27 protein-coding genes are annotated in these 21,138 nt (G+C 62.9%); 16 read left to right on the forward strand and 11 right to left on the reverse strand.

From position 1 onward, the window contains the following. Positions 1–30 precede the first annotated feature (30 nt). Positions 31–222: a hypothetical protein gene (locus V1288_RS16925; RefSeq protein WP_334358113.1), complete on the forward strand. Its 192-nt coding sequence runs from the start codon at positions 31–33 to the stop codon at positions 220–222. 144 nt (positions 223–366) lie between these two features. Here V1288_RS16925 and V1288_RS16930 read toward each other — a convergent pair whose 3' ends face one another. The 5 genes from V1288_RS16930 to V1288_RS16950 form a co-directional block, all read right to left on the reverse strand. After that, on the reverse strand, positions 367–1,314 hold the full coding sequence (locus V1288_RS16930) for a DUF5996 family protein (protein ID WP_334358114.1): 948 nt from the start codon (positions 1,312–1,314) through the stop codon (positions 367–369). A 61-nt stretch (positions 1,315–1,375) separates the two neighbouring features. Continuing rightward, positions 1,376–1,600 carry a hypothetical protein gene (locus V1288_RS16935; RefSeq protein WP_334358115.1) on the reverse strand — a complete coding sequence of 75 codons (225 nt, stop codon included), beginning with the start codon at positions 1,598–1,600 and terminating at the stop codon, positions 1,376–1,378. Continuing rightward, a complete protein-coding gene (gene wrbA, locus V1288_RS16940) occupies positions 1,593–2,192 on the reverse strand; it encodes an NAD(P)H:quinone oxidoreductase (protein WP_334358116.1) in 600 nt (199 codons plus the stop codon). Before wrbA ends, V1288_RS16935 begins: the two co-directional genes overlap by 8 nt. Positions 2,193–2,293: 101 nt before the next feature. Next, entirely contained in the window at positions 2,294–2,992 is a 699-nt protein-coding gene (locus tag V1288_RS16945; protein WP_334358117.1) for a pirin family protein, read from the reverse strand. A 73-nt stretch (positions 2,993–3,065) separates the two neighbouring features. Then, complete coding sequence (locus tag V1288_RS16950; RefSeq protein WP_334358118.1) at positions 3,066–3,818, reverse strand: SDR family NAD(P)-dependent oxidoreductase; 753 nt, start codon at positions 3,816–3,818, stop codon at positions 3,066–3,068. A 115-nt stretch (positions 3,819–3,933) separates the two neighbouring features. Between V1288_RS16950 and V1288_RS16955 the strand changes: the two genes are divergently transcribed. The 3 genes from V1288_RS16955 to V1288_RS16965 all read left to right on the forward strand — a co-directional run bounded on the left by V1288_RS16955 (position 3,934) and on the right by V1288_RS16965 (position 6,495). Beyond that, positions 3,934–4,842, forward strand: coding sequence for a LysR family transcriptional regulator (locus V1288_RS16955; protein WP_334358119.1), 909 nt, complete (start codon positions 3,934–3,936; stop codon positions 4,840–4,842). Between the two features lie 184 nt (positions 4,843–5,026). Beyond that, positions 5,027–6,016, forward strand: a complete 990-nt coding sequence (locus V1288_RS16960; RefSeq protein ID WP_334358120.1) for a tripartite tricarboxylate transporter substrate binding protein — start codon at positions 5,027–5,029, stop codon at positions 6,014–6,016. A 125-nt stretch (positions 6,017–6,141) separates the two neighbouring features. Then, positions 6,142–6,495 (forward strand): hypothetical protein, encoded by a 354-nt coding sequence (locus V1288_RS16965; RefSeq protein WP_334358121.1) that lies wholly within the window; start codon positions 6,142–6,144, stop codon positions 6,493–6,495. Here V1288_RS16965 and V1288_RS16970 read toward each other — a convergent pair. The 4 genes from V1288_RS16970 to V1288_RS16985 form a co-directional block, all read right to left on the reverse strand. Continuing rightward, positions 6,477–6,977 (reverse strand): YbaK/EbsC family protein, encoded by a 501-nt coding sequence (locus V1288_RS16970; protein ID WP_334358122.1) that lies wholly within the window; start codon positions 6,975–6,977, stop codon positions 6,477–6,479. The genes V1288_RS16965 and V1288_RS16970 overlap by 19 nt on opposite strands. A gap of 1 nt (position 6,978) precedes the next feature. Continuing rightward, complete coding sequence (locus V1288_RS16975) at positions 6,979–7,725, reverse strand: haloacid dehalogenase type II (RefSeq protein WP_334358123.1); 747 nt, start codon at positions 7,723–7,725, stop codon at positions 6,979–6,981. Between the two features lie 22 nt (positions 7,726–7,747). Continuing rightward, on the reverse strand, positions 7,748–8,509 hold the full coding sequence (locus V1288_RS16980) for a dienelactone hydrolase family protein (protein WP_334358124.1): 762 nt from the start codon (positions 8,507–8,509) through the stop codon (positions 7,748–7,750). 115 nt (positions 8,510–8,624) lie between these two features. Continuing rightward, positions 8,625–9,509: an amidohydrolase family protein gene (locus tag V1288_RS16985; protein ID WP_057851959.1), complete on the reverse strand. Its 885-nt coding sequence runs from the start codon at positions 9,507–9,509 to the stop codon at positions 8,625–8,627. Between the two features lie 106 nt (positions 9,510–9,615). Between V1288_RS16985 and V1288_RS16990 the strand changes: the two genes are divergently transcribed. The 5 genes from V1288_RS16990 to V1288_RS17010 all read left to right on the forward strand — a co-directional run bounded on the left by V1288_RS16990 (position 9,616) and on the right by V1288_RS17010 (position 12,161). Beyond that, entirely contained in the window at positions 9,616–10,092 is a 477-nt protein-coding gene (locus V1288_RS16990) for a MaoC family dehydratase (RefSeq protein ID WP_334358125.1), read from the forward strand. A gap of 14 nt (positions 10,093–10,106) precedes the next feature. Next, positions 10,107–10,556, forward strand: coding sequence for a MaoC family dehydratase (locus tag V1288_RS16995; RefSeq protein WP_334358126.1), 450 nt, complete (start codon positions 10,107–10,109; stop codon positions 10,554–10,556). Positions 10,557–10,802: 246 nt separating this feature from the next. After that, the gene (gene ykgO / locus V1288_RS17000) at positions 10,803–10,928 is read left to right on the forward strand and encodes a type B 50S ribosomal protein L36 (RefSeq protein WP_002718645.1); all 126 of its coding nucleotides are present in this window, start codon (positions 10,803–10,805) and stop codon (positions 10,926–10,928) included. Positions 10,929–11,080: 152 nt separating this feature from the next. Continuing rightward, positions 11,081–11,680 (forward strand): tetratricopeptide repeat protein, encoded by a 600-nt coding sequence (locus V1288_RS17005; RefSeq protein WP_442894029.1) that lies wholly within the window; start codon positions 11,081–11,083, stop codon positions 11,678–11,680. A 199-nt stretch (positions 11,681–11,879) separates the two neighbouring features. After that, positions 11,880–12,161 (forward strand): hypothetical protein, encoded by a 282-nt coding sequence (locus V1288_RS17010; RefSeq protein WP_334358128.1) that lies wholly within the window; start codon positions 11,880–11,882, stop codon positions 12,159–12,161. Positions 12,162–12,215: 54 nt separating this feature from the next. On the opposite strand, the gene V1288_RS17015 is transcribed toward V1288_RS17010, so the two are convergent. Continuing rightward, complete coding sequence (locus V1288_RS17015; RefSeq protein ID WP_212417885.1) at positions 12,216–12,395, reverse strand: hypothetical protein; 180 nt, start codon at positions 12,393–12,395, stop codon at positions 12,216–12,218. Between the two features lie 263 nt (positions 12,396–12,658). Between V1288_RS17015 and V1288_RS17020 the strand changes: the two genes are divergently transcribed. Further along, positions 12,659–13,624: an alpha/beta fold hydrolase gene (locus V1288_RS17020; RefSeq protein WP_334358129.1), complete on the forward strand. Its 966-nt coding sequence runs from the start codon at positions 12,659–12,661 to the stop codon at positions 13,622–13,624. A 190-nt stretch (positions 13,625–13,814) separates the two neighbouring features. Beyond that, a complete protein-coding gene (locus V1288_RS17025) occupies positions 13,815–14,108 on the forward strand; it encodes an antibiotic biosynthesis monooxygenase (protein WP_057851952.1) in 294 nt (97 codons plus the stop codon). 88 nt (positions 14,109–14,196) lie between these two features. On the opposite strand, the gene cycA is transcribed toward V1288_RS17025, so the two are convergent. Beyond that, on the reverse strand, positions 14,197–14,589 hold the full coding sequence (gene cycA / locus V1288_RS17030; protein ID WP_334358130.1) for a cytochrome c-550 CycA: 393 nt from the start codon (positions 14,587–14,589) through the stop codon (positions 14,197–14,199). A gap of 235 nt (positions 14,590–14,824) precedes the next feature. Here cycA and V1288_RS17035 point away from each other — a divergent pair, with 235 nt between their 5' ends. The 5 genes from V1288_RS17035 (at position 14,825) to V1288_RS17055 (ending at position 21,132) form a co-directional block, all read left to right on the forward strand. Next, positions 14,825–16,318: an FAD-linked oxidase C-terminal domain-containing protein gene (locus tag V1288_RS17035; RefSeq protein ID WP_334358131.1), complete on the forward strand. Its 1,494-nt coding sequence runs from the start codon at positions 14,825–14,827 to the stop codon at positions 16,316–16,318. 202 nt (positions 16,319–16,520) lie between these two features. Next, the gene (locus V1288_RS17040) at positions 16,521–17,759 is read left to right on the forward strand and encodes an FAD-binding protein (protein WP_334358132.1); all 1,239 of its coding nucleotides are present in this window, start codon (positions 16,521–16,523) and stop codon (positions 17,757–17,759) included. After that, complete coding sequence (gene glcF / locus V1288_RS17045) at positions 17,756–19,081, forward strand: glycolate oxidase subunit GlcF (RefSeq protein WP_334358133.1); 1,326 nt, start codon at positions 17,756–17,758, stop codon at positions 19,079–19,081. Before V1288_RS17040 ends, glcF begins: the two co-directional genes overlap by 4 nt. 219 nt (positions 19,082–19,300) lie before the next feature. Further along, positions 19,301–19,678, forward strand: coding sequence for a histone (locus V1288_RS17050; RefSeq protein WP_334358134.1), 378 nt, complete (start codon positions 19,301–19,303; stop codon positions 19,676–19,678). 422 nt (positions 19,679–20,100) lie between these two features. Then, positions 20,101–21,132 carry a TorF family putative porin gene (locus V1288_RS17055; RefSeq protein WP_334358135.1) on the forward strand — a complete coding sequence of 344 codons (1,032 nt, stop codon included), beginning with the start codon at positions 20,101–20,103 and terminating at the stop codon, positions 21,130–21,132. Positions 21,133–21,138: the final 6 nt, after the last annotated feature.

The raw sequence follows: 21,138 nt of genomic DNA on the forward strand, positions 1-21,138 counted from the left end.
TTCTTGAAAGCTTTCTTGGGGAGAGCCGACATGCCAGCCTATATCCATCAGCACGATATCGAACCAGCCTTCGTCATCTGTCCGAGTTGCGTCGGACAGCCGATGTTTGTGCGCGACGTCGAGCCGCATTGGAGCATGGCGAGGATCGACTTCACCTATGAATGCGCCGACTGCGGCGCGGAAGTCCGCCAGACCATCGTGAAGCCGGAATTGCAGCATTAGGTGATGGACCCGTGGGGTGGGCAAAGGCGCGTTTGCGCCGTGCCCACCATGTTTTCGCAAGTCGAAGTAAGATGGTGGGCACGCGGAGCCTGTCATCGGGCGCGCATTCGCGCGACCCGGTGGCCTTGCCTACCGTGCGCAGCATCAAACCTGCCGCACTACGCCGGGCTGGCCTGGATTGCATTCCAGCGCGTCGCGATCCCATTTTGCTGCGATCGCCGCGGCTTCATAGGTGCTTTGCAGGAAGTCGAGCAGCACCTTGTCCGGATCGTCAGCCGTGCGTACGGCGTCATAGGGCAGGATGAACTCGCCGACTGCTTCGCCGAAGAACGCTGCTTCCGGCTGCACCTTCGCCGCGCGAAAACCGGGCGGTTCGGGATAGGCATAGGAATAGAATGCGGGATAATCGATAGCGCCGCCGCCTGGCCAGAAGCCCGCGCTGCTCACTTCATGCGAATAGGCTTCGCTGGCAACCGCGTCGGGCAGATTGGGCACGCCGCCAGGATGGCGCGGCGCACGGCGTCCCGAGAAACGCGTCACCGCGAGATCGAAGCTGCCCCAGAAGAAATGCACCGGACTCGCCTTGCCGAGAAAGCCGGTGCGGAATTGCTTGAAGATGCGGTCGCAGTTGACCAGGATTTGCAGCAGACGTCGGATGGCCTCGGGGTCGTAGGAGGCATGCGCCGTGTCCAGCGAGAACCGCACCGGATCAGGCAGTTCATTCGGCATCTCGTCGATGGCAACGGCAATGCCGAGCTCGGCAAGCGCGGCCATCGTGGCGGCGTAGAAGCTGGCGACGGAGTGACCCGGCAGCGCGAAGTGCCGCTCCGTGCCGTCGCTGGTCGAGATGTGTAAGCGATGGTCGATGAAATCGAAGTCGATCTGGAAGTTTCTCGTGCCGTCGGGCACCGGCGACGTTGTCAATCCGTGAGGCGTGACATAGAGCGCCACATGCCAGGAATGATTGAGCCAGGGGGACTTCGCCAGCCGGATCTTGCCGACGATCTGGGTCCAGAGCTGAACCGTCGCATAGGTGTCACGCCACGCCGCGGTCGGCAATTCCGGCCATGCCGCTTGCAAGCTGTTGCTCATGTCAAAACCTTGCGCGTGCCAACCGGGAAAGCAAAACGCATATCACGAGTTCAAGGGGCCTCTAAAAACCGCGGCTCACGATTTCGTGCATTCTGGGCAGCGCCGCTGTCCGCGCGAGGCGCGGTAGAGGCTTCTGCACCACCAGCGCCGCGCCAATACCTGCAGCGGCCGGCGCGTCAGTTGAACGATAAAGAGAATTTCCACCATAGCTCGATCCATCGTCCCCTGAAAAACGAGATAGGGCGGCATTCCCGAATGAGAATGCCGCCCACATCGCATCAGCCATGCAGCTTGTTCGCGGTCTCCGCGATCACGCGTCCTTGATAGCGCGCGCCGGCGAGTTCGTTTTCGCTCGGCTGGCGGCTGCCGTCGCCGCCGGTGATGGTGGTGGCGCCGTAGGGCGCGCCGCCGGTCACTTCGTCGAGCTTCATCTGGCCGGCAAAGCCATAGTTCAGGCCGACGATGGTCATGCCGAAATGCAGCAGGTTGGCAATGATCGAGAACAGCGTAGTTTCCTGCCCGCCGTGCTGGGTCGCCGTTGATGTAAAGGCGCCGCCGACCTTGCCGTGCAGCGCACCCTTGGCCCAGAGGCCGCCGGCCTGATCGAGGAAATTGGCCATTTGCGACGCCATCCGGCCAAAGCGCGTGCCGGTACCGATGACGATCGCGTCGTAATTGGCGAGGTCTTCGATCTTGGCGATAGGGGCTGCCTGGTCGAGCTTGTAGTACGACGCTTTTGCGACTGCTTCGGGTACCAGCTCCGGCACGCGCTTGATATCGACGGTGGCGCCGGCCTTGCGTGCGCCTTCAGCGACGGCATTCGCCATCGCCTCGATGTGACCGTAGGCGGAATAATAGAGCACGAGTACTTTGGCCATGATGGCTTCCTTTGAGTTTGAAGTGGGTTCTTCGAGATAAAAAGCGGTCGTCATGCCCGGGCTTGTCCCGGCCATGACGGGGGAAGGGGGCGGCGTTGCCGTTACGCCGCGTCGACCAGCACCAGTTCGGAATCTTCCAGCGCGGTAATCGTCAGCTTCGCCTCGTTGCGGATCGCAGCGCCGTCGCGGGCATTGACGCGCACGCCGTTGACCTCGACGCTGCCGGCCGCCGGCACCAGATAGAGGTGCCGCGCCTTCTGTGCCTCGTATTCCGCGCTCTCGCCGGCCTTCAGCGTGGTGGCGAGCACGCGCGCATCGGCGCGGATCGGCAGCGCGTCCTTGTCGCCGTCCATGCCGCTCGCAATCGTCACGAGCTTGCCGGAGCGATCCGACTTCGGAAACGGTTTCGCGCCCCAGGTCGGCTGGCCGCCCGTCGTCGTCGGCACGATCCAGATCTGGAAGATCTTGGTCTTCGCGTTTTCCAGATTGTACTCGGAGTGACGGATGCCGCTTCCGGCGCTCATCACCTGCACGTCGCCGGCTTCCGTCCGGCCCTTGTTGCCGAGCGAGTCCTGGTGCGTGATCGCGCCTTCGCGGACATAGGTGATGATTTCCATGTTGGCATGGGGATGAGCGGGAAAGCCGGTGTTCGGCGCGATCTCGTCATCGTTCCACACCCGCAGCGCGCCGTGGCCCATATTGTCAGGATCGTAATGGCCGCCGAATGAGAAGTGATGTTTTGCTTTCAGCCAGCCGTGATCGGCGCTGCCGAGTTTTGCAAAAGGTCTGAGTTCGATCATGGGATATTCCTTCTTTTGAAAGCTTTTTTGAATGAGGAGGCCGGCCGCGCACGGCCGGCCTCGCTGGATTGAGTTAGGCGCCGAAGCCGCCATCGACGTTCAGCACCGTGCCGGTCACGAACGAGGCTTCGGGACTCGCGAGGAACAGCACGCCGGCTGCGATTTCTTCCGGCTTGCCGAAGCGCTGCAGCGCGTGCTGCTTGCGCTGGAGGTCGGCGAAGTCGCGGTCGTCGTCCGGGTTCATGTCGGTGTCGATCGATCCCGGCTGCAGCACGTTGACGGTGATGCCGCGCGGCCCGAGGTCGCGCGCCGCGCCCTTGGTGTAACCGACGACCGCGGCCTTGGTGGCGGCATAATCGGCAAGGCCGGGGAACGAGGCGCGGGTTGCGATATCGGAACCGATCGTGACGATTCGGCCGCCTTCGCCCATCAGCTTCGCCGCCGCGCGGATCGCGGCAATGACGCCGTGAACATTGACAGCGTCCTGCCGGGCCAATGCCGCTGTATCGGCGTTGGGATCGTCGACCGCGCCGCCGACGGCAACGCCGGCATTGTTGACGAGGATGTCGAGCCGGCCGAAATCCTTGGCGACGTTCTTCACCAGCTGGTCGACGTCGACGGAGGACGCCTGATCGGCCTTGTAAGCGCGGGCGTTGATGCCCTTGGCCTTCAACTCGGCGACGACGGCTTCCGCCTTATCGGGGGATGCCACGTAGCTGATCGCGACGTTGGCGCCTTCTCCCGCAAGGGCGCGGGCAGAGGCCGCGCCGATGCCGCGCGAACCGCCGGTGACGAGCGCTACCTTGCCTGAGAGCTTCTTGGTCATGGGATTTCTCCGTTGCTTGAATTCCGATGGCCACTGGATATGCCGTCCGGCGTGGTATAGAAATAGAAACTATTGAAACTCATTGTTTCCAAAATTAGCCTTGGAGGCAGCCCGAATGTCAAAGCTCCCGGATTTCGAGGCGCTCGCGATTTTCGCGAAAGTCGTGGAGTTACGGTCGTTTGCGGCGGCCGCGACCGAACTGGCACTGTCCAAGGCCACGGTGTCCAAGGCGGTCAGCCGACTCGAGCAGCGGCTGGGCGCGCGGCTGTTCAATCGCACCTCGCGGCGGCTGGCGCTGACCGATGCCGGGCAGAGGCTCGCCGAGCGCGCCGCGCGCCTGCTGGCCGATGGCGAGGACGCCGAGAACGAAGCGTTGTCGCAATCGATGGCGCCGCGCGGGCTGGTGCGGCTCGCGGTGCCGATGACGTTCGGGGTCAAAGCCGTGGCGCCGATCTTGCCGGAGTTTCTTAGCGCTTACCCGGAGGTCTCGATCGATCTTCATTTGAGCGACGCAACGGTGGACCTGATCGGCGAGGGTTTTGATGCCGGCTTGCGCATCGCGCGGCTGCCGGACTCTTCGCTGATCGCGCGGCGGCTGTGCGCGATGCCGCGCTACACCGTGGCGGCGCCATCCTATCTAAAGCGCCAGGGCAGGCCGACGCATCCGATGCATCTCGCCCGGCACAAGTGCTTCGGCTACGCCTATCTCTCCACACCCGGCGTCTGGCACTACACCAACGCGGCCGGCGAGCAGGCCAGCGTGCGGCCTGCGGGCCAGCTCCGCGTCAACAATGGCGAGGCGCTGCTGCCGTCGGTCATTGCCGGGCTCGGCATCGCCGACCTGCCGGACTTCATCATCGGCGACGCGATCGCCTCCGGCGACGTGGAGGTGATCCTGAAAGGCTGGCACCAGCCGGAAGGCGCCGTGCATCTGGTAACGCCGCCCGGCGGACCGCGGCCTGCGCGGGTCGAAGTGCTGGCGGAGTTCTTGGCGAAGCAGTTTTCGAAGGCGAAGAAGCGGTGAGGTCTTGTAGGGTGGGCAAAGCGAAGCGTGCCCACCGATGACGCGCACGGACGGAAATTCGCTCAACGCACGCGATGAGCGCCAAGGCCGAAGAATGGTGGGCACGCTGCGCTTTGCCACCCTACCGTTTGAGGCTAGGCTGCCCCCAAACAATCAAAACAAAAGCACCGGGGAGAAACTACCAATGAACCGCCGCGAACTCCTGAAAGCCGCCGCCGCACTGCCGCTTGCGCAAACCGCGCTCTCCAACGCCGCGTTCGCTCAAAGTCCATACCCCTCGCGCAACATCACCATGATCGTGCCGTTTCCGCCCGGCGGCCAGGCCGATCTGGCGGCGCGTCCGATTGCCCAGGCGCTGGAGCGGATTCTCGGCAAGCCCGTGATTGTCGATAACCGCGCCGGTGGTGGCGGTGGATCGGTCGGCAATGCGGCGGCGGCGCGCGCCGAGCCCGACGGCCATACGCTGCTAATGACGCTGTCCTCGCTCGCCGTGCTGCCGGAAGCCGACCGGCTGTTCGACCGCCCGGTGGCGTATGAGGTCTCGCAGTTCGCGCCGATCGCACGCGTGCTCGCCGATCCGACGCTCTTGGCAGTGCCGGCTTCGGCGCCGTGGAAGACGCTGCAGGAATTCGTCGACGATGCGAAGAAGCGTCCCGGGCAAATTCCCTACGGCTCGTCCGGTCCCTACGGCACGCTGCATGTGGCGATGGAAATGTTCGCGGCGAGCGCCGGCATCAAACTGTTGCACGTTCCGTTTCGCGGCGCCGGGCCGGCGCTGACCGCGCTGTTGAGCGGCACCGTACAGGCGATGGCATCCGCACCGGGTACGCTGAAGCAGCAGGTCGATGACGGCAAGATGCGCGTGCTTGCCAACTGGGGCGCCGAACGCGTCAAGAGTTTCCCCGATCTGCCGACCTTCAGAGAGCTCGGCTACAGGGACGTCGAGTTCTACATCTGGGCCGGACTGTTCGCGCAGGTAGCCTTGCCGGCGCCTATCATGACGCAGTTGCGTGAAGCGATGGCGCAAGCGGTGAAGGCGCCGGAGGTGGTCAAGACTTTCGAAACCGCCGGAAGCCCGGTCGCCTATCAGGACGCCCCCGAGTTTGCGAAGTTCGTTGCGGAAGACAGCGCGCGGCTGGTCGCGGCGGTGAAGAAGATCGGCAAGGTGGAGTAGCGGAACCCGCTTCACGTTTTTTTGTTCGCACTAACGTCGCGTGGCCGCATTCACTCGGCAGGCTGAACGCTGCCGCCGCGCGGAGTTCCGCGCCAACTCGAAGATCGAAAGAAAGGACTTGATCCATGCAAACGCAACGGATTGTCCTGGGCCTTGCCGTTGCGATCGCCGGCATTGGCGCTGTCGTCCCCGCATCTGCCCAGGAATATCGCGGAACCTGGGAACAGCAGATGGCCTGCACCCCCGACGTCTGGCGGCTCTGCGGCGACCAGATCCCCGATGTCAATCGGATCGTGGCCTGCTTGCGGCAGAACACGCCGCAGCTCTCCAGTGGTTGCCGCGCGGTATTCGAATCGCAGGCCAATGCACAGCAGCAGCGTGTGCCGCAGCAGACGGTGCCTCGTTCGCGCACGCCGCAACAAGTGCAGCCGCAGGCCGTGCGGCCCCAGCCGCGACCGTTCTATGAGGAAGACGAATAGGCCGGCGCTTCAGGCACGCGCCTGTGCTCGCAGACGTCGACCCATTCGGCCGACGTCAGTTCCGCCATGCGCGCGGGCGTGATTTTCACCGCGCTGTGAGTCGAGCCCGCGGCCGGCACCACGATGTCGAATGCCTTCAGCGATACGTCGCAATAGACCGGCAGCGGCGTCTTCAATCCGAACGGACAGACGCCGCCGACTTCGTGTCCGGTGATCTCGGCGACTTCCTCGAGGCCGAGCATCTTGGGCTTGCCCCCGAACAGCGTCTTGACCTTCTTGTTGTCCATCCGCGACGTGCCGGCGGCCACGATCAGCACCACGCGCTCGCCGATCCGCAAGCTCAGCGTTTTTGCAATCCGCGCCGGCTCGACGCCGTAGGCTTCGGCGGCCAACGCGACAGTGGCGGAACTGATCTGGGATTCGATCACGGCGATATCGGGCGCCTTTTCTGCGAAGAAGGCGCGGACGGACTCAAGACTCATTTCAGGACCTTTGGGCAGACACCAGGGCGGGAAGCTCGGCGAGACTGTGGATGCGGTGATCGGGCGCGACGCCAAGTTCATCCATCTGGGTGCGCAACGCCCAAAACATCGTCAATGGCGGCAGCGTCTCGCTTTCGAGGCAGGCCAGCGCCATCGCTTCCGGTGTCACCCGCTCGATCCAGGCGACGTTGAGCCCGAACGCCTTGGCGCCGCAGGCGTCCCACGGATTGGCTGATATAAATAGCACTTCGGCGGGCGGCACGTGCAGCACCTCCTCGATCAGCATGTAGGCTTCGGGGCTGGGCTTGAAAATCTTTTTGGCATCGACGCTGATGACCGCATCGAGCACGCGGTCGAGCCCGCTGTTGCGCACCAGGGCGTCCAGCATGTCAGGGCTGCCGTTGGACAGGATCGCGAGTTTCCGATCTTTCACCGCCGAAAGCGTCGCCAGCGCATCCGGATAGAGTTCGAGATGCAGATATTTGTCGATGATGCGCGCGAAAGCATCGTCGTCATATTGCAGCCCGAGGCTGCCAAGCGTGTACGCCAGCGAGTCGCGCGTCACTTCGGAGAAATCCCGATAGTGCCGCATCAGCGAGCGCAGCCAGGTGTATTCGAGTTGCTTGATGCGCCAGACCTGGGTGATGATTTCGCCGTAGCCGGGGAACGCGTCCTCGGTGACATCGGCCACCGACTGAATGTCGTAAAGCGTGCCATAGGCGTCGAAGACAATTGCTTTGATGGTCACCGAGCGTACCCTTTGTTCTGGCCTACTCTTTGTAGCCGATCGTCGCGTCGAGAAACTCATGCAGCGCCACGGCCGCTTGATCCGCCGCCGATTGGTTGAATTCGAAATGATGACCCGAGGTTTCCATCGGGGTCTTCAGGCTCGGCGCGTCGAATGCGTGATAGGCGTCGGGATACACGACGAGTTTGATCGGAATGTCGCGGTCCTTCCGGCGCGATATCCCCCAGCCGTCGCGTCCGGCCACCATGTTGCGGCACTCTTCCGCCGAATTCAAATCGTCGCGTTCGCCGATCAGGATCAGCGTGGGGACGGTCAGGTCGCCCTTCAATCCTGCGCAAGGCGGGTAGAACGCAACCGCGGCGTGGAATTTGTCCGCCGAGCCTTGCTCGATCGCGCCGCGTTCGACTGCGGCGAGAACCGACAGGCCGCCCCGCGAGAATCCGACGGCGGCAATGCGCGCGGGATCGATCGACGGATGCTGCGCCAGAAATTTCAGGGCCCGGTAGGCGTCGAAGTTGAAATCCTTGGAAGCGCTGTCGCGGCAGTTTTTGACGCCCCGCGGACCAAAGCTATCGACCGAGAGCGTTGCATAGCTCCAGGACGCGATCCGCTTGCCCCAACGTTCGTCGATGTGCCGCCAGTTTCCGTTGCAGCCATGCAGCAGGATGACTGCAGGCGAGGGACCCGTGCCGAGCGGACGTCTCAGATACCCCTGCAGTGGATGCGAACTCGCCAGCGGCGTTTCGAGTTCAACGGTGGTGCCGCCGGACTGAGATCGAGCCATCGGACATCCGAGCGCATGTCCGATCAAGAATGCACTTGTGAAGACAGCGATTTTGGCGAGCTTCATCACGCACCACTATCTTCGCTCTACGGCCCGCCGCCCCGGCGAAGCTAACTTATATACCCAAAATCTTCCGCGCGTTGGCCTTCAATACTTTGGGCCGGATCTCCTCGCGGATGTCGAGTTTTGCAAAATCCGCCAGCCAGCGGTCCGGCGTGATCACCGGCCAGTCCGAGCCGAACAGCATCTTGTCCTGCAAAATCGAGTTGATGTAGCGCACCAGGATCGGCGGAAAATATTTCGGCGACCAGCCGGAGAGGTCGATATAGACGTTCGGCTTGTGGGTTGCGACCGATAGCGCCTCTTCCTGCCAGGGGAAGGAGGGATGCGCGAGGATAATCTTCAGGTCGGGGAAATCCGCGGCGACATCGTCCATATACATCGGGTTGGAATATTTCAGCCGCATCCCCATGCCGCCGGGCATGCCCGAGCCGACGCCGGTTTGGCCGGTATGAAACAGCGCGATTGCGCCGCCGTCATTGATCGCTTCATAGAGCGGATAGGCCATGCGGTCGTTGGCATAGAAACCCTGCATGGTCGGGTGGAATTTGAAGCCGCGGACGCCGTATTCCTCCATCAGCTTCTTTGCCTCGCGCACGCCGAGCTTGCCCTTGTGCGGATCGATCGAGACGAAGGGGATCAGGACGTCGAGATTGTCGGACGCCACTTCCAGCATTTCGTAATTGTTGTAGCGGCGGAAACCGGTCTCGCGTTCGGCATCGACCGGGAAGATCACGGCCGCAATGTTCTTGGAGCGGTAATAGGCCGCGGTTTCCGGCACGGTCGGCGGATGCTTGTGCGGCGATTTGAAATATTCCGCCATGCGCTCCTGGAAGTCGTCATAGCCGTCGTCGCCATGCAGGCCGCAGGGCTCTTCGGCGTGGGTGTGGATGTCGATCGCGACCACTTTCTCGATATCGGGCAGCTTGAGCTTGGGCATCTGAGGTTTCCCACCGGCTTGATTTTTGGGTCTGGAAAATTGATTATACTATATAACGAATTCCGCAAGGCGGCAGAAACAAAAGGCGGAAAATAAGGGAGTGGACATGGCGCAGGCCGAGGCTTTCGAAACCGATTTCTGGAAAGACGCCAATCTGCGCAAGGTCTGGGACGACATCGTCCCCGGCGAGCCGCGCAAGACCATCCCGTACACGCTGACGAAAGAGGCGATCGAACTGTACTGCAAATCGGTCGGCGAGGATCACCCGATCTATTTCGATGAAGCCTATGCCAAGACCACCCGCTATGGCGGGCTGATCGCGCCGCCCTCGATCCACATCCTCCTGATGTTCTCCTGCACGCCGGCCGACGACTGGATGCGCTCGCCCGGCACCGTCAATGCCGGACAGTCCTGGAGCTACAACATTCCGGCGCGGCCCAACGACGTCATCACCTTGCAGGCCCGCGCGCTCGACAAGTTCATCAAGCGCGAGCGGCTGTTCGTGGTGCACGACAATGTCTTCTTCAACCAGAAGGGCGAGGTAATCTGTTCCGGCCGCGGCTGGACGATTCGGCCAATGTGAGAGGAGAGCGATCCATGACGACCACGTTCGACAATCTCTCCGCCGGTGACGTCATCGACGGCCCGAAATTCGCGGTCTCACGCGAATCTATCCGCCTGTTCTGCGATGCCTCGCTCGACTACAACCCGCTGCATCTCGACGACGACTATATGAAGGGCAATTTCGGCAAGACCAATTTCGGCGGCATCATCATGCACGGCATGAACAATTTCGGGTTGATCTCCCGAATGATCACCGATTGGGCCTGCCCCGCCGGCGCGGTCCACCGGCGGTTGGAGACGCGGTGGGTCAAGCCGGTCCGGCCCGGCGATACCATCCAGCCCACAGGGATCATCAAAGCCAAGCAGACGACTAAAAAATCCCGCTGGGTTTTGATCGATGTGGTGGTGAAGAACCAGCTTGCGGAAAAGGTCGCGACCGGCGAGGCCCTGGTCGAATTCCCGCGCGACCTGTTTTGCCAGTGATTCCGATGAGTTCTGCGAAAGCGATGGCTGACAGCGAGCAGCTATCAATCGACCCGGCGTTAGGTCCGGAACGGGACAGATGGGCCCGAAAACGGGCCCATTCCGATTGACATCCGGTCCCGCCATGGCTTAGAAACCGCCCAATCCCGGGCGGTAGGCCGCTTTCGGGATAAATCCCATTTTGCCACTTTCGGGTAGCTCAGGTTCGGCCTTCAACACGGCCTTTCAAAGCATCAGGATTGTCCCATGAAGGTCCGTAACTCATTGAAATCGCTGCGTGGTCGCCACCGCAACAATCGTCTGGTCCGCCGCAAGGGCCGGGTTTACGTGATCAACAAGGTGCAGCGCCGCTTCAAGGCCCGCCAGGGTTAAGCCCCAAGGCGCCTAGCCGGCTTTTCTTGCTCGTTTCACAGGTCTTTGACGACGTGCCGCTTTGCGGCGCGATTTTGCGCGTCTAGACTTGGTCCATGGTTTTGAGATTCCCGGGCGCCCGTAACTGCCGGATCGTGGTGACAGCCGCTGTAATGACAGCCGTGCCGGTGACCGCTTTTGCCCAAAGCAACATCCAGGTCGTTCCGCCGCCGAAAGCCGAAAAGAAATTGCCGGAAGCGCCGAGCAAGCTTCCCAAGGTCGGGGCCGATCGTACCCGCGGGCTGGATTTCCTGTTCGGCGCGCTGAAGGCCGCCCCCGACGAAGCCAGCGCCAAGCATGTCGAGGCGCGGATCTGGGCGCTGTGGATGCAGACCCCGAGCGACACGGCTGCGCTGTTGATGCTGCGCGCCAAGGCCGCCATGGATGCACAGAAGGTCGACGTCGCGCTGAAACTGCTCGATGCCGTCATCAAGCTGCGTCCCGACTATGTCGAGGCATGGAACCGGCGCGCGACGCTGCACTACCTGAAGAACGACTACACCCACTCGCTGGAGGACATCCGGCAGGTGCTGATCCGCGAGCCCCGGCACTTCGGTGCGCTGGCCGGGCTCGGCATGATCATGCAGGAAATCGGCGACGAAAAGCGGGCGCTCGAGGCGTTCCGCAAGGCACTTGCCGTCAATCCGCATCTCGAGAAGGTGCCGGAACTGGTCAAGACGCTGACGGAAAAGGTCGAAGGCCGCGATATCTGATACGAGCACGATCCGGACCCGAAGGGCCGCGTTAGCGCAAAGTGGACACCGGTTTTCCCGAGGCAAATGAGAAGCATTTGTCCGAGATCATGCTCGATCAAAAAAGATCCCGATTAACCTTCCCTACGACTTACTTCAGGCAGGAACGCCGCGCCGCCCACGGGCTATTGTCGGCTGACTGCGTGACAAGGAGCGAGCCATGAAATCATTGCTGCTGGCCGGCGCGATGATTGTCGCAACCGGAACCTGCGCTTTGGCGCAAGGTGGCTGTGGGGTGGTCGGCAACCGCGCCACCGCGAAATGCGAGATTGTCACGAGCAATCCCGTTATCAACGCTCAGGTCGGCGGAGACATCTGGTTCGGAACCGGACCCTACCGGTCGCTTGACGACGCCAAGCTGGCCCGTTCGAACATCCCGCAATGCCCTGCAGTAGAAGCACCGCCCGCACAGACGCCGGATGACGAGAACAAATCCAACTAGAGCAGCGTTTTCGAGCCGTTTCGCGTCAGGAAAACGCGTTGATCCCTGAGCGCCTTAGTGGACGGCGTTGCTGCCGCGCGCCATGCCGTCGAGACCTACCGCTGCATAGAACTGCGCCAGTTCCGCCTCAAGCTGCTCGTTGACCCGCAACAACGCCTTGAGGGCGCCGCGGATGTCGCCATTGCAACTCGCTACGATCTGATCGATGGCGGCTTCGCTTGCGTCGGAAATCATGGGGCATCCTCCGATGATACGCTGGAACAATTTGTAGTGAGCGCCCTTGTTCCTGTGGATGTTGGGTACAATGCAGGCGCCCGGCTACCCCCTAATCAGGCACGCGCACACATGGCGAAAGTGTCAGCGCCACTGTACAAATTTGCCGATGACAGCAGTATGACCCCGCTATCCACAGGTTCGCGGCCCTGTGGACAGTCCCGAAACCCGCAACCGATCCGGGCCGTAGCTCGCCGGTGCAGAAAACAGGCCGGAAACTCTCGATGGCGGTAGTGATTGTGGTGGCGGCGCTGGCGGTGCTGGCGCTGGTCACGCAAATTGGCGTTTTTCTCAGCGAACGCGCGCATCCGGCCCAGGGCAGGATCGTCGAGGTGGCCGGCGGAGCCCTCCACATCCTCGATATCGGGCCGCGCGATGCGGCCGGCCCGCCGATCGTGATGCTGCATGGCGCGAGTTCCAATCTCGAGGTGATGAGGCGGCCGGTCGGGGAACGGCTGGCCAGAAAGCACCGCGTGATCCTGATCGACCGTCCCGGGCATGGCTGGAGCACCCGCCTCCGGCTGGAGGATTCGACGCCCGAAATTCAGGGCCGGATGATCGGGGAGGCGTTGGCAAGGCTGGGCGTCGGCCGGGCGATCTTCGTGGTACATTCCTGGGCGGGCGCCCTCGGCCTGCGCATGGCGCTGGATGAGCCGCAAACTGTGGCCGGCCTCGTGATGCTGGCGCCGGTCGCCTATCCTTGGCCGGGCGGCGTCGGGCGATACAACAAGATCATCGCGACGCCGGTGATCGGCCCGCTGCTCGCCTATACAATCACGCTGCCGCTCGGCCATTTGCTGGCCGAACGCGGCGCGCGCGTCGTCTTCCTGCCGCAGACCATGCCGGACGACTTTGTCAGGGACACTGCGACGCCGCTGCTGCTGCGGCCGCGCGAATTTATCGCCAATGCGCGTGACTTCGTGACGTTAAAGGCGGCAGTGGCCGAGCAAGCGCCACGCTATGCCGAGATCACGGCGCCGATCACGATCATCACGGGCGATGAATCCGACAAGACAGTCTCGACCCGCATCCATTCCCGACCGCTCGCTGCCGCTGCGCCGAATGCAAGGCTGATCGTGCTGCCCGGCATCGGCCACATGATTCAGCAAGCGGCGCCCGATCTCGCGATCGCAGAAGTGGAGGCGATGATGGGCGCGATGACGCCGAGGGCGGCAGCGGCGGCCGATTGACGGGTACGGGAGCCCCGGGATCTATCGACCCGCTTCTTCTCGCGATCAGGAGCGACGGTGACGCGCCGCACGTGGCCTGACGGCTCCGGATGAGGTACGATCGGTGCGCGCGGGATTCCGCTGCTCGTCCCGCCAGGGATGAAGCCTAAGAGTTGCGATATCGGGCAGCCGACCTTCGAGGGAGAGCGCCATGTACGCCGCCATTCGTCAGGGCAAGGCCAAGCCCGGCAAGGCCGAAGAACTCACACGCAGGATCAAGGAAGGCGCTATACCCGTCATCAGCGGGGTCGACGGATTCATGGGCTATTACGTGGTCTATGCACCCGACGACACCGTGATCGCGATCAGCCTGTTCAACAACTTTGCGGCCGCCGAAGAATCCAACAAGCGCGCGCTCGCATGGATCGAGCACGATCTGGCGCCGCTGTTGACCGGGCCGGCGACCGCGATGGCGGGCCCGGTGATCGTGCATACGCTGGCTTGATGCGGCGAGCGCTGGAGCCCTCTGAAATCAGAGCAGGGCTGCATCCCTTCACCCTCTCCCTCCAGGAGAGGGTGAAGAAACGCCGCTCTCACTTCTGCTTGCCGTCCTTGTCGAACGAGGAGACGTAGGCCCAGAGATCGTTGGACTCTTTCTCGTTCTTGATGCCGGCGAACACCATCTTGGTGCCGGGAATCTTGCCCTTGGGGTCCTTGATGTATTCGAGGAACACGTCCTTGTTCCACGTAATACCGGAATTCTTGTTAGCGTCGGAATAGGAATAGCCGTCGACCGTGCCGGACTTGCGGCCGTCGAGCCCGTTCAGCACCGGGCCGACCTTGTTCTTGGCGCCTTCGCCGATCGCGTGGCAGGCCAGACATTTGTTGAACGAGGTCTTGCCGGCGGCAGCATCCTGCGCCAGCGCGCCCGATGCCGTGGCCAGTGAGGTAACGACAACCAGCGCGCTCAAAGTCGATATTTTCATGTGGTGCTCTTTGTTTCTTCCCAAGGAGAGGCGGATTTCTTGTGGCAGGCTCGCCTGGATTGGACAAGCCACGAAACTTTGACAGGTTTCACCATTGCCGACTTGTCCCAGAGAGAACTGAAGGTTGGCAATCCAACCTTCGGATGGCCTACCCAAACCTTGGCAGACGTGCTTGATTTGCCACTACAAATCGTTATTCCGCGAGGCTTGAAGGAAGCGGCTTGGAGGGACACGGATGGCCATCATGATGCCGGCTGCCGATCAGGCGGTTCTCAACCGTCGCGGCGAAATCGTGACGGCCTTGCGCGCGATCGTGCCGGGCGAGGGCGTGATCGACAGCGCAGCCGAGATGCTGGCCTATGAGTCCGATGGTCTCACCGCCTATCGGCAGCCGCCGATGGTCGTGGTGCTGCCCGACACCACCGAGCAGGTCGCGCAGGTCCTGAAATACTGCTTTGAGCAGGGCATCAAGGTGGTGCCGCGCGGCTCCGGCACATCGCTGTCCGGCGGCGCACTGCCGCTGACCGACGGCGTGCTCTTGGGGCTCGGCAAGTTCAAGCGCATCCGCGAGATCGATTTCGACAACCGCGTGGTGGTGACTGAACCCGGCGTCACCAACCTTGCCATCAGCCAGGCGGTGGCGCATGCCGGCTTCTATTACGCGCCGGACCCGTCGTCGCAGATCGCCTGCTCGATCGGCGGCAATGTCGCGGAGAATTCCGGCGGGGTGCATTGCCTGAAATACGGCATGACCACCAACAACGTGCTGGGCTGCGAGATCGTGCTGATGTCCGGCGAGATCCTGCGGATCGGCGGCAAGGCGGCGGAGAACTCAGGCTACGACTTGATGGGGATCATCACGGGCTCGGAAGGGCTGCTCGGCGTCATCACCGAAATCACCGTACGGATCCTGCAGAAGCCGGAGACCGCCCGCGCCCTGATGGTGGGGTTTGCCGAGGTCGAAGCCGCCGGCGAATGCGTGGCTGACATCATCGGCGCCGGCATCATTCCGGGCGGCATGGAGATGATGGACAAGCCCGCGATCCACGCCGCCGAAGCCTTCGTGCATGCCGGCTATCCGCTCGATGTCGAGGCGCTTTTGATCATCGAACTGGACGGCCCGAGCGTGGAAGTCGACGAACTGATCAAGCGCGTTGAGGCGATCGCGCAAGCTTGCGGCTCGACGACCTGCCAGATTTCCACGTCGGAGGCCGAACGCAATTTGTTCTGGGCCGGGCGCAAGGCGGCATTCCCGGCGGTGGGCCGGATTTCGCCCGACTATCTCTGCATGGACGGCACCATTCCGCGCGGCGCGCTGCCGAAGGCGCTCGCCCGCATCCGCGATCTCTCGGCGAAATATAATCTGCGCGTCGCCAACGTGTTTCACGCGGGCGACGGCAATCTGCATCCCCTGATCCTCTACGATGCCAACCAGCCGGGCGAGATCGAGCGGGCAGAGGCCTTCGGTGCCGACATCCTGCGCGCCTGCGTCGAGCTTGGCGGCGTGCTCACCGGCGAGCATGGCGTCGGCATCGAGAAGCGCGACCTGATGCCGGAGATGTTTTCCGAGATCGACCTCAACCAGCAGCAGCGGCTGAAATGCGCCTTCGACGCACAGGGCCTGCTCAATCCCGGAAAAGTGTTTCCGATCCTGCACCGCTGCGCCGAACTCGGCCGCATGCATGTGCATCGCGGCAAGCTGGCGTTTCCGGATATTCCGAGATTTTGATGATGGCGCTTGCCAGTTTTTCAACCTTCATACCCCGCCACCGGGTCTCGCCTTTGGCGAGCCCGATAACAGGCTCCGGCGGGGTATCCAGTACGCCGCGCCGCCGAATTTCGTCCTCGGCTCCCGCGATTACTGGATCGTCCGCTCCAGTGCGCAATTGCGCACAAGGCGGACGATGACGCCAGAGTTCGGGTTTGAAAGCGTGGATACTCTCAGGGTACGTGATCCCAAGGACGTCGAAGAGGTGGTGCGCGCGGCGATCGCCGGCGAGCAGCCGCTCGAGACCATTGGCCATGGCACAAAGCGCGCGATCGGCCATCCGATGGCGACAAACGCGGTGCTGGACCTTTCGGCGCTCAACGCCGTCTCCTCCTACGAGCCGAACGAACTGATCATCACGGTGCAGGCCGGCGCGCCGCTCGCCGATGTGCAGTCGCTGATCGATTCCAAGAACCAGCAATTCGCCTTCGAGCCGATGGATGCGTCCGCACTGCTCGGCGTGTCGGGCAACGGCACTATCGGCGGCATGATCGGTGCGGGGCTGGCCGGTCCCCGCCGCATCAGGGCCGGCGGCGCACGCGATCATCTGCTCGGCGCGCATGCGGTGTCCGGCTTCGGTGACAGTTTCAAGACCGGCGGCAGGGTGGTGAAGAACGTCACCGGCTATGATCTCTGCAAGCTGCTGACGGGCTCGTGGGGCACGCTGGCGGTCATGACGGAAGTGACGCTGAAGGTGATGCCCAAACCCGAAAGCGAGCGCACGCTGATGCTCGCGGGGCTCGACGATGTCACCGCGAACCGGGCGATGACCGCAGCGCTTGGCTCGCCCTACGACGTCTCGGGCGCGGCGCACCTGCCCAATTCGGCGTTCCGGCCCGCAACCGGCGCGCTCGCGGGTTTGGCGGCGCAGGGGCGGGCAGTCACGCTGCTGCGGCTCGAAGGCATCGCGGTCTCGGTCGCGGATCGCGCCGGCTCGCTGGCCAAGACGCTTGCGCCATTCGGGTCCGTGCAAATGCTGCGGGACACAGCCTCGGCTGCGGCGTGGGGTGCCATCCGCGACGTCGAGCCGTTTGCGGCAGGCGGCGCGCTCGGCGCCTGGCCGGTGTGGCGGATCGTCTGTCCGCCGGCCGCAGGCGGTGCGCTCGGCCAGGCGCTGGCGCGCGATAGCGGGGGCGATGTGATCTATGATTGGGGCGGCGGCCTGATCTGGGCGGCATTGCCGCCCAAGCCGGACGCGCTGGCCGCCCTGGTTCGTCAGCGCGTCGAGGCGGCCGGCGGCCATGCGTCGCTGATCCGCGCATCCGAAGAGATCAGGCGAAATGTCGACGTCTTCCACCCGCAGGCCGGCGGCCTCGCCGCGTTGAGCCGGCGCGTGCGGCACAGCTTCGATCCCAACATCATCCTCAACCGCGGCCGGATGCTGCGGGGGCCTGCGACATGAAAACCGAATTCTCGCTCGTTCAACTGGCCGATCCTGACATCGCGGAAGCGGACAAGATCCTGCGCGCCTGCGTGCATTGCGGCTTCTGCACCGCGACCTGTCCGACCTATGTGCTGCTCGGCGACGAACTCGATAGCCCGCGCGGGCGGATCTATCTGATCAAGGAGATGCTGGAAAAGGACCGGCCGCCGACCGCGGAGGTGGTCAAGCATATCGACCGCTGCCTGTCCTGCCTCGCCTGCATGACCACCTGTCCGTCCGGCGTGCACTACATGCACCTGGTCGATCAGGCGCGGGTCCGGATCGAACGGGATTTTTCGAGGCCGGTGACGGAGCGGGCCTTGCGCGCGGTGCTGGCTTTCGTGCTGCCGCGGCCATACCTGTTTCGCGCCAGCATGATCATGGCGCGGTTCGCCCGGCCGTTTGCAGGCCTGTTGCCGGCGCCGAAGACGACCGCGACACCCGGCCTGTTGCGACGGATCAAGGCGATGCTGGCGCTCGCGCCGAAGGGCCTCCCGGCGCCGGGCCCCTCGGGCGGCAGCGTTTTTCCGGCCACGGGCGAGCGGCGCGGGCGGGTGGCGCTGCTGCAGGGCTGCGCCCAGCAGGTGCTGGCCCCGCGCATCAACCAGGCCGCCATCAGTCTCCTGACGCGCCATGGCATCGAGGTCGTCCTGGTCAGGGACGAGCAATGCTGCGGCGCGCTCACCCACCACCTCGGGCAGGACGGCGACGCGCTGGCGCGGGCGCGCGCCAACATCACGGTGTGGAAAAAGGAGGCGGAACAAGGCGGCCTCGACGCCATCCTGGTCACCGCTTCGGGCTGCGGCACGGTCATCAAGGACTATGGTTTCATGCTGCGCGAGGACCGCGATTTCGCACAAAGCGCGGCGCAGATTTCCGCGCTGGCAAAGGATATCACCGAGTATCTCGCAGGCCTCGCGCTCGCGCCGTCGCGCCAAAAAGGCGACGTCACAGTGGCATATCACTCGGCTTGTTCGCTGCAGCACGGACAGAAAATCACAGGGCTTCCGAAAGAATTGCTTTCCAAGAATGGATTCGTGGTGAAAGATGTGCCTGAGAGCCATTTGTGTTGCGGTTCGGCGGGGACCTACAACATTCTCCAGCCCGACATTGCGAGCAGGTTGCGCGATCGAAAGGTCGCCAACATTGCGACAGTCAAACCGGACATGATCGCTGCAGGCAATATTGGATGCATGGTTCAAATTGCCGGCGGTACGTCAGTTCCTGTAGTGCACACGATTGAGCTTCTCGATTGGGCGACAGGAGGTCCAAAGCCTGGATCGATCCCAGGACTGAATTGATCGATCGGCCTACGGGCGTGATCCGGAACGTCTGCCCCGCGTGTGGATGGCGGGATCAGCATCCGGTTTCCTTGGGACAAACGCAAAAGCGTTTGCCCGGAGATCGCGCCCGGACGAGGGATGGAGCGGGAGGGCACTTCGAAGAAGTGTCGTCCCGATCTGGCCCACGGACTATTCGAAGCGCTCGACGGACTTTGACAGCGACAACAGGAGGACCAGATGGCGAAGGCGAAGAAGAGCAAGAAGGGCAAGAAGGCTAAAAAGGCCAAGAAAGCCGTAGCGGCGAAGAAGAAGTCCGCAAAGAAGGCGTCGAAGAAGGCCGCGAAGAAATCGGCGAAAAAGGCTGCGAAGAAGGGCGCAAAGAAATCGGCCAAGAAGGCCGCCAAGAAGTCAAAGGCCGCCGCGCCGAAGAAAGCTGCAAAGAAGAGCCCGACGAAGAAAAGGAAGGCGGCCAAGCCCGCCGCTCCCAAGGCGGAGCCCGCAATGACGACGCCGGAGCCGGAACCCGCGCCCGCACCGGCGCCGAGCTGGGCTACCCCGGAGCCGTCCGCACCCTCATGGGGGTCGGGCTCGTCCAACGGCGGCGACCACAGCTAGACGGTCGACTGCCAGGAATAAATTTAAAGGCCGCAGCGTCCACCGCTGCGGCCTTTTTCGCGAGCTCCGTCCCGGCGTCGTGAGCGCTGTCCCGAGGCGGCCGGAGCCGTGCTTTCACGGGGAAATTGATTCGCAAAAGGGCGTTCGCTGGTATGTCGCCCATGCCGCTTTTTCCGGGTCCCAATACGGACCGCCAGCGCGAAAACCCCTAAAATTGTTGTGAGAATGCAACACACGCTGAGAAGATTTATCGAAACAGCCAGAACGCCTAAAAAGGCGGCACATGCTTGCCTTTTTTGCTTCACGATCGTGGCGCCGCAGACCACTCTGCAACCGCGTTAAGACATTTGGCCGCAGTTGGTTATCGCTTGCCCTGGGGGGCCGCCGGAGCTGGACTGTCAAGAAGGGTGATGGGGATTGTCATGAAGAAACTGGCTTTGTTAGCAACGGCGCTGGCAATGGTATCGGGTTCGGCTCTCGCTGCAGATATGCGGGTAAAGGCCGTCAAGGCGCCGCCGCCGCCGGCATTCGATCCCTGGGATATCGCCTTCGGCGCGGGTATCACCAACGATTACATCTTCCGCGGCATCACCCAGTCCAACCACAAGCCGTCGGTCAACGCCTATTTCGAGCCGCGCTACAACGTCACCAAGGACTTCCAGCTCTATGTCGGCCTCGGCGCGGCCAGCATCTCGTTCCCGAACCGCGCTGCGGCTGAAGTCGACGCCTACGGTGGCGCCCGCCTGACGGTCGGCCAGTTTGCCTTCGACGTCGGCGCCTGGGGCTATCTGTATCCGGGCGGCACCTGCCAATATGGCGCAGCCAACGCATTTAATGGTGGGACCACTGATGCCGCCGGCGTTCCGCTTAGCGCCGAATGTCTGCAGAACGCGCTAGTAAACAGCAACGTTCTGAAAAAGGACGTCAGCTTCTTCGAGGTCTACGGCAAGGTGAACTACACCTTCAACGACAACTTCTCGCTGGGCGGCAACGTCTACTATACGCCGAGCTTCCTCAACAGCGGCGCCGAGGGCACCTACGCCTCGATCGTCGGCAAGGCGATCGCGCCGACCTCCTGGTTCGGCTCCAGCGGCATCGGCATGTACGTGTCGGGTGAGTTCGGCCGCCAGTGGCTGGGCACCTCGGACTCGTTCTACGGCACCGCGCTGTTCCCGAACGGCATCAACTACGCTGATTACAACACCTGGAACGTCGGCGTCGGCTTCACCTACAAGGTGTTCACGCTGGACTTCCGCTATTCCGACACCAACCTGTCGAAGGGTGATTGCAACGCCTTCACCAGCGACTTCTCGGCTCGCGGCAACATCAACGGCACCAACCTCGGCACCTTCGTGACCCCGATCAATCCGTCGGGCGTCGGTTCGAACTGGTGCGGCGCGGCCGGTATCGTCAAGCTGTCGGCTGACCTGACCGCGATGACCAACCTGAAGTAAGATCTT

Source organism: Bradyrhizobium sp. AZCC 2176 (assembly GCF_036924645.1).
Taxonomy (GTDB): Bacteria; Pseudomonadota; Alphaproteobacteria; order Rhizobiales; family Xanthobacteraceae; genus Bradyrhizobium.

Excerpts from the sequence above, each read along its gene's own strand:
- V1288_RS16985 (WP_057851959.1), bottom strand. The coding sequence starts at position 9,509 with ATGCCCAAGCTCAAGCTGCCCGATATCGAGAAAGTGGTCGCGATCGAC.
- V1288_RS16995 (WP_334358126.1), top strand. The coding sequence starts at position 10,107 with ATGACGACCACGTTCGACAATCTCTCCGCCGGTGACGTCATCGACGGC.
- V1288_RS17010 (WP_334358128.1), top strand. The coding sequence starts at position 11,880 with ATGAAATCATTGCTGCTGGCCGGCGCGATGATTGTCGCAACCGGAACC.
- V1288_RS17005 (WP_442894029.1), top strand. The coding sequence starts at position 11,081 with ATGACAGCCGTGCCGGTGACCGCTTTTGCCCAAAGCAACATCCAGGTC.
- V1288_RS16960 (WP_334358120.1), top strand. The coding sequence starts at position 5,027 with ATGAACCGCCGCGAACTCCTGAAAGCCGCCGCCGCACTGCCGCTTGCG.
- cycA (WP_334358130.1), bottom strand. The coding sequence starts at position 14,589 with ATGAAAATATCGACTTTGAGCGCGCTGGTTGTCGTTACCTCACTGGCC.
- V1288_RS17035 (WP_334358131.1), top strand. The coding sequence starts at position 14,825 with ATGGCCATCATGATGCCGGCTGCCGATCAGGCGGTTCTCAACCGTCGC.
- V1288_RS16990 (WP_334358125.1), top strand. The coding sequence starts at position 9,616 with ATGGCGCAGGCCGAGGCTTTCGAAACCGATTTCTGGAAAGACGCCAAT.
- V1288_RS16970 (WP_334358122.1), bottom strand. The coding sequence starts at position 6,977 with ATGAGTCTTGAGTCCGTCCGCGCCTTCTTCGCAGAAAAGGCGCCCGAT.
- V1288_RS16965 (WP_334358121.1), top strand. The coding sequence starts at position 6,142 with ATGCAAACGCAACGGATTGTCCTGGGCCTTGCCGTTGCGATCGCCGGC.
- V1288_RS16950 (WP_334358118.1), bottom strand. The coding sequence starts at position 3,818 with ATGACCAAGAAGCTCTCAGGCAAGGTAGCGCTCGTCACCGGCGGTTCG.
- glcF (WP_334358133.1), top strand. The coding sequence starts at position 17,756 with ATGAAAACCGAATTCTCGCTCGTTCAACTGGCCGATCCTGACATCGCG.
- V1288_RS17015 (WP_212417885.1), bottom strand. The coding sequence starts at position 12,395 with ATGATTTCCGACGCAAGCGAAGCCGCCATCGATCAGATCGTAGCGAGT.
- V1288_RS16930 (WP_334358114.1), bottom strand. The coding sequence starts at position 1,314 with ATGAGCAACAGCTTGCAAGCGGCATGGCCGGAATTGCCGACCGCGGCG.
- V1288_RS17055 (WP_334358135.1), top strand. The coding sequence starts at position 20,101 with ATGAAGAAACTGGCTTTGTTAGCAACGGCGCTGGCAATGGTATCGGGT.
- V1288_RS16945 (WP_334358117.1), bottom strand. The coding sequence starts at position 2,992 with ATGATCGAACTCAGACCTTTTGCAAAACTCGGCAGCGCCGATCACGGC.
- V1288_RS17050 (WP_334358134.1), top strand. The coding sequence starts at position 19,301 with ATGGCGAAGGCGAAGAAGAGCAAGAAGGGCAAGAAGGCTAAAAAGGCC.
- ykgO (WP_002718645.1), top strand. The coding sequence starts at position 10,803 with ATGAAGGTCCGTAACTCATTGAAATCGCTGCGTGGTCGCCACCGCAAC.
- V1288_RS17025 (WP_057851952.1), top strand. The coding sequence starts at position 13,815 with ATGTACGCCGCCATTCGTCAGGGCAAGGCCAAGCCCGGCAAGGCCGAA.
- V1288_RS17020 (WP_334358129.1), top strand. The coding sequence starts at position 12,659 with ATGGCGGTAGTGATTGTGGTGGCGGCGCTGGCGGTGCTGGCGCTGGTC.
- wrbA (WP_334358116.1), bottom strand. The coding sequence starts at position 2,192 with ATGGCCAAAGTACTCGTGCTCTATTATTCCGCCTACGGTCACATCGAG.
- V1288_RS16955 (WP_334358119.1), top strand. The coding sequence starts at position 3,934 with ATGTCAAAGCTCCCGGATTTCGAGGCGCTCGCGATTTTCGCGAAAGTC.
- V1288_RS16925 (WP_334358113.1), top strand. The coding sequence starts at position 31 with ATGCCAGCCTATATCCATCAGCACGATATCGAACCAGCCTTCGTCATC.
- V1288_RS16935 (WP_334358115.1), bottom strand. The coding sequence starts at position 1,600 with ATGGCTGATGCGATGTGGGCGGCATTCTCATTCGGGAATGCCGCCCTA.
- V1288_RS16980 (WP_334358124.1), bottom strand. The coding sequence starts at position 8,509 with ATGGCTCGATCTCAGTCCGGCGGCACCACCGTTGAACTCGAAACGCCG.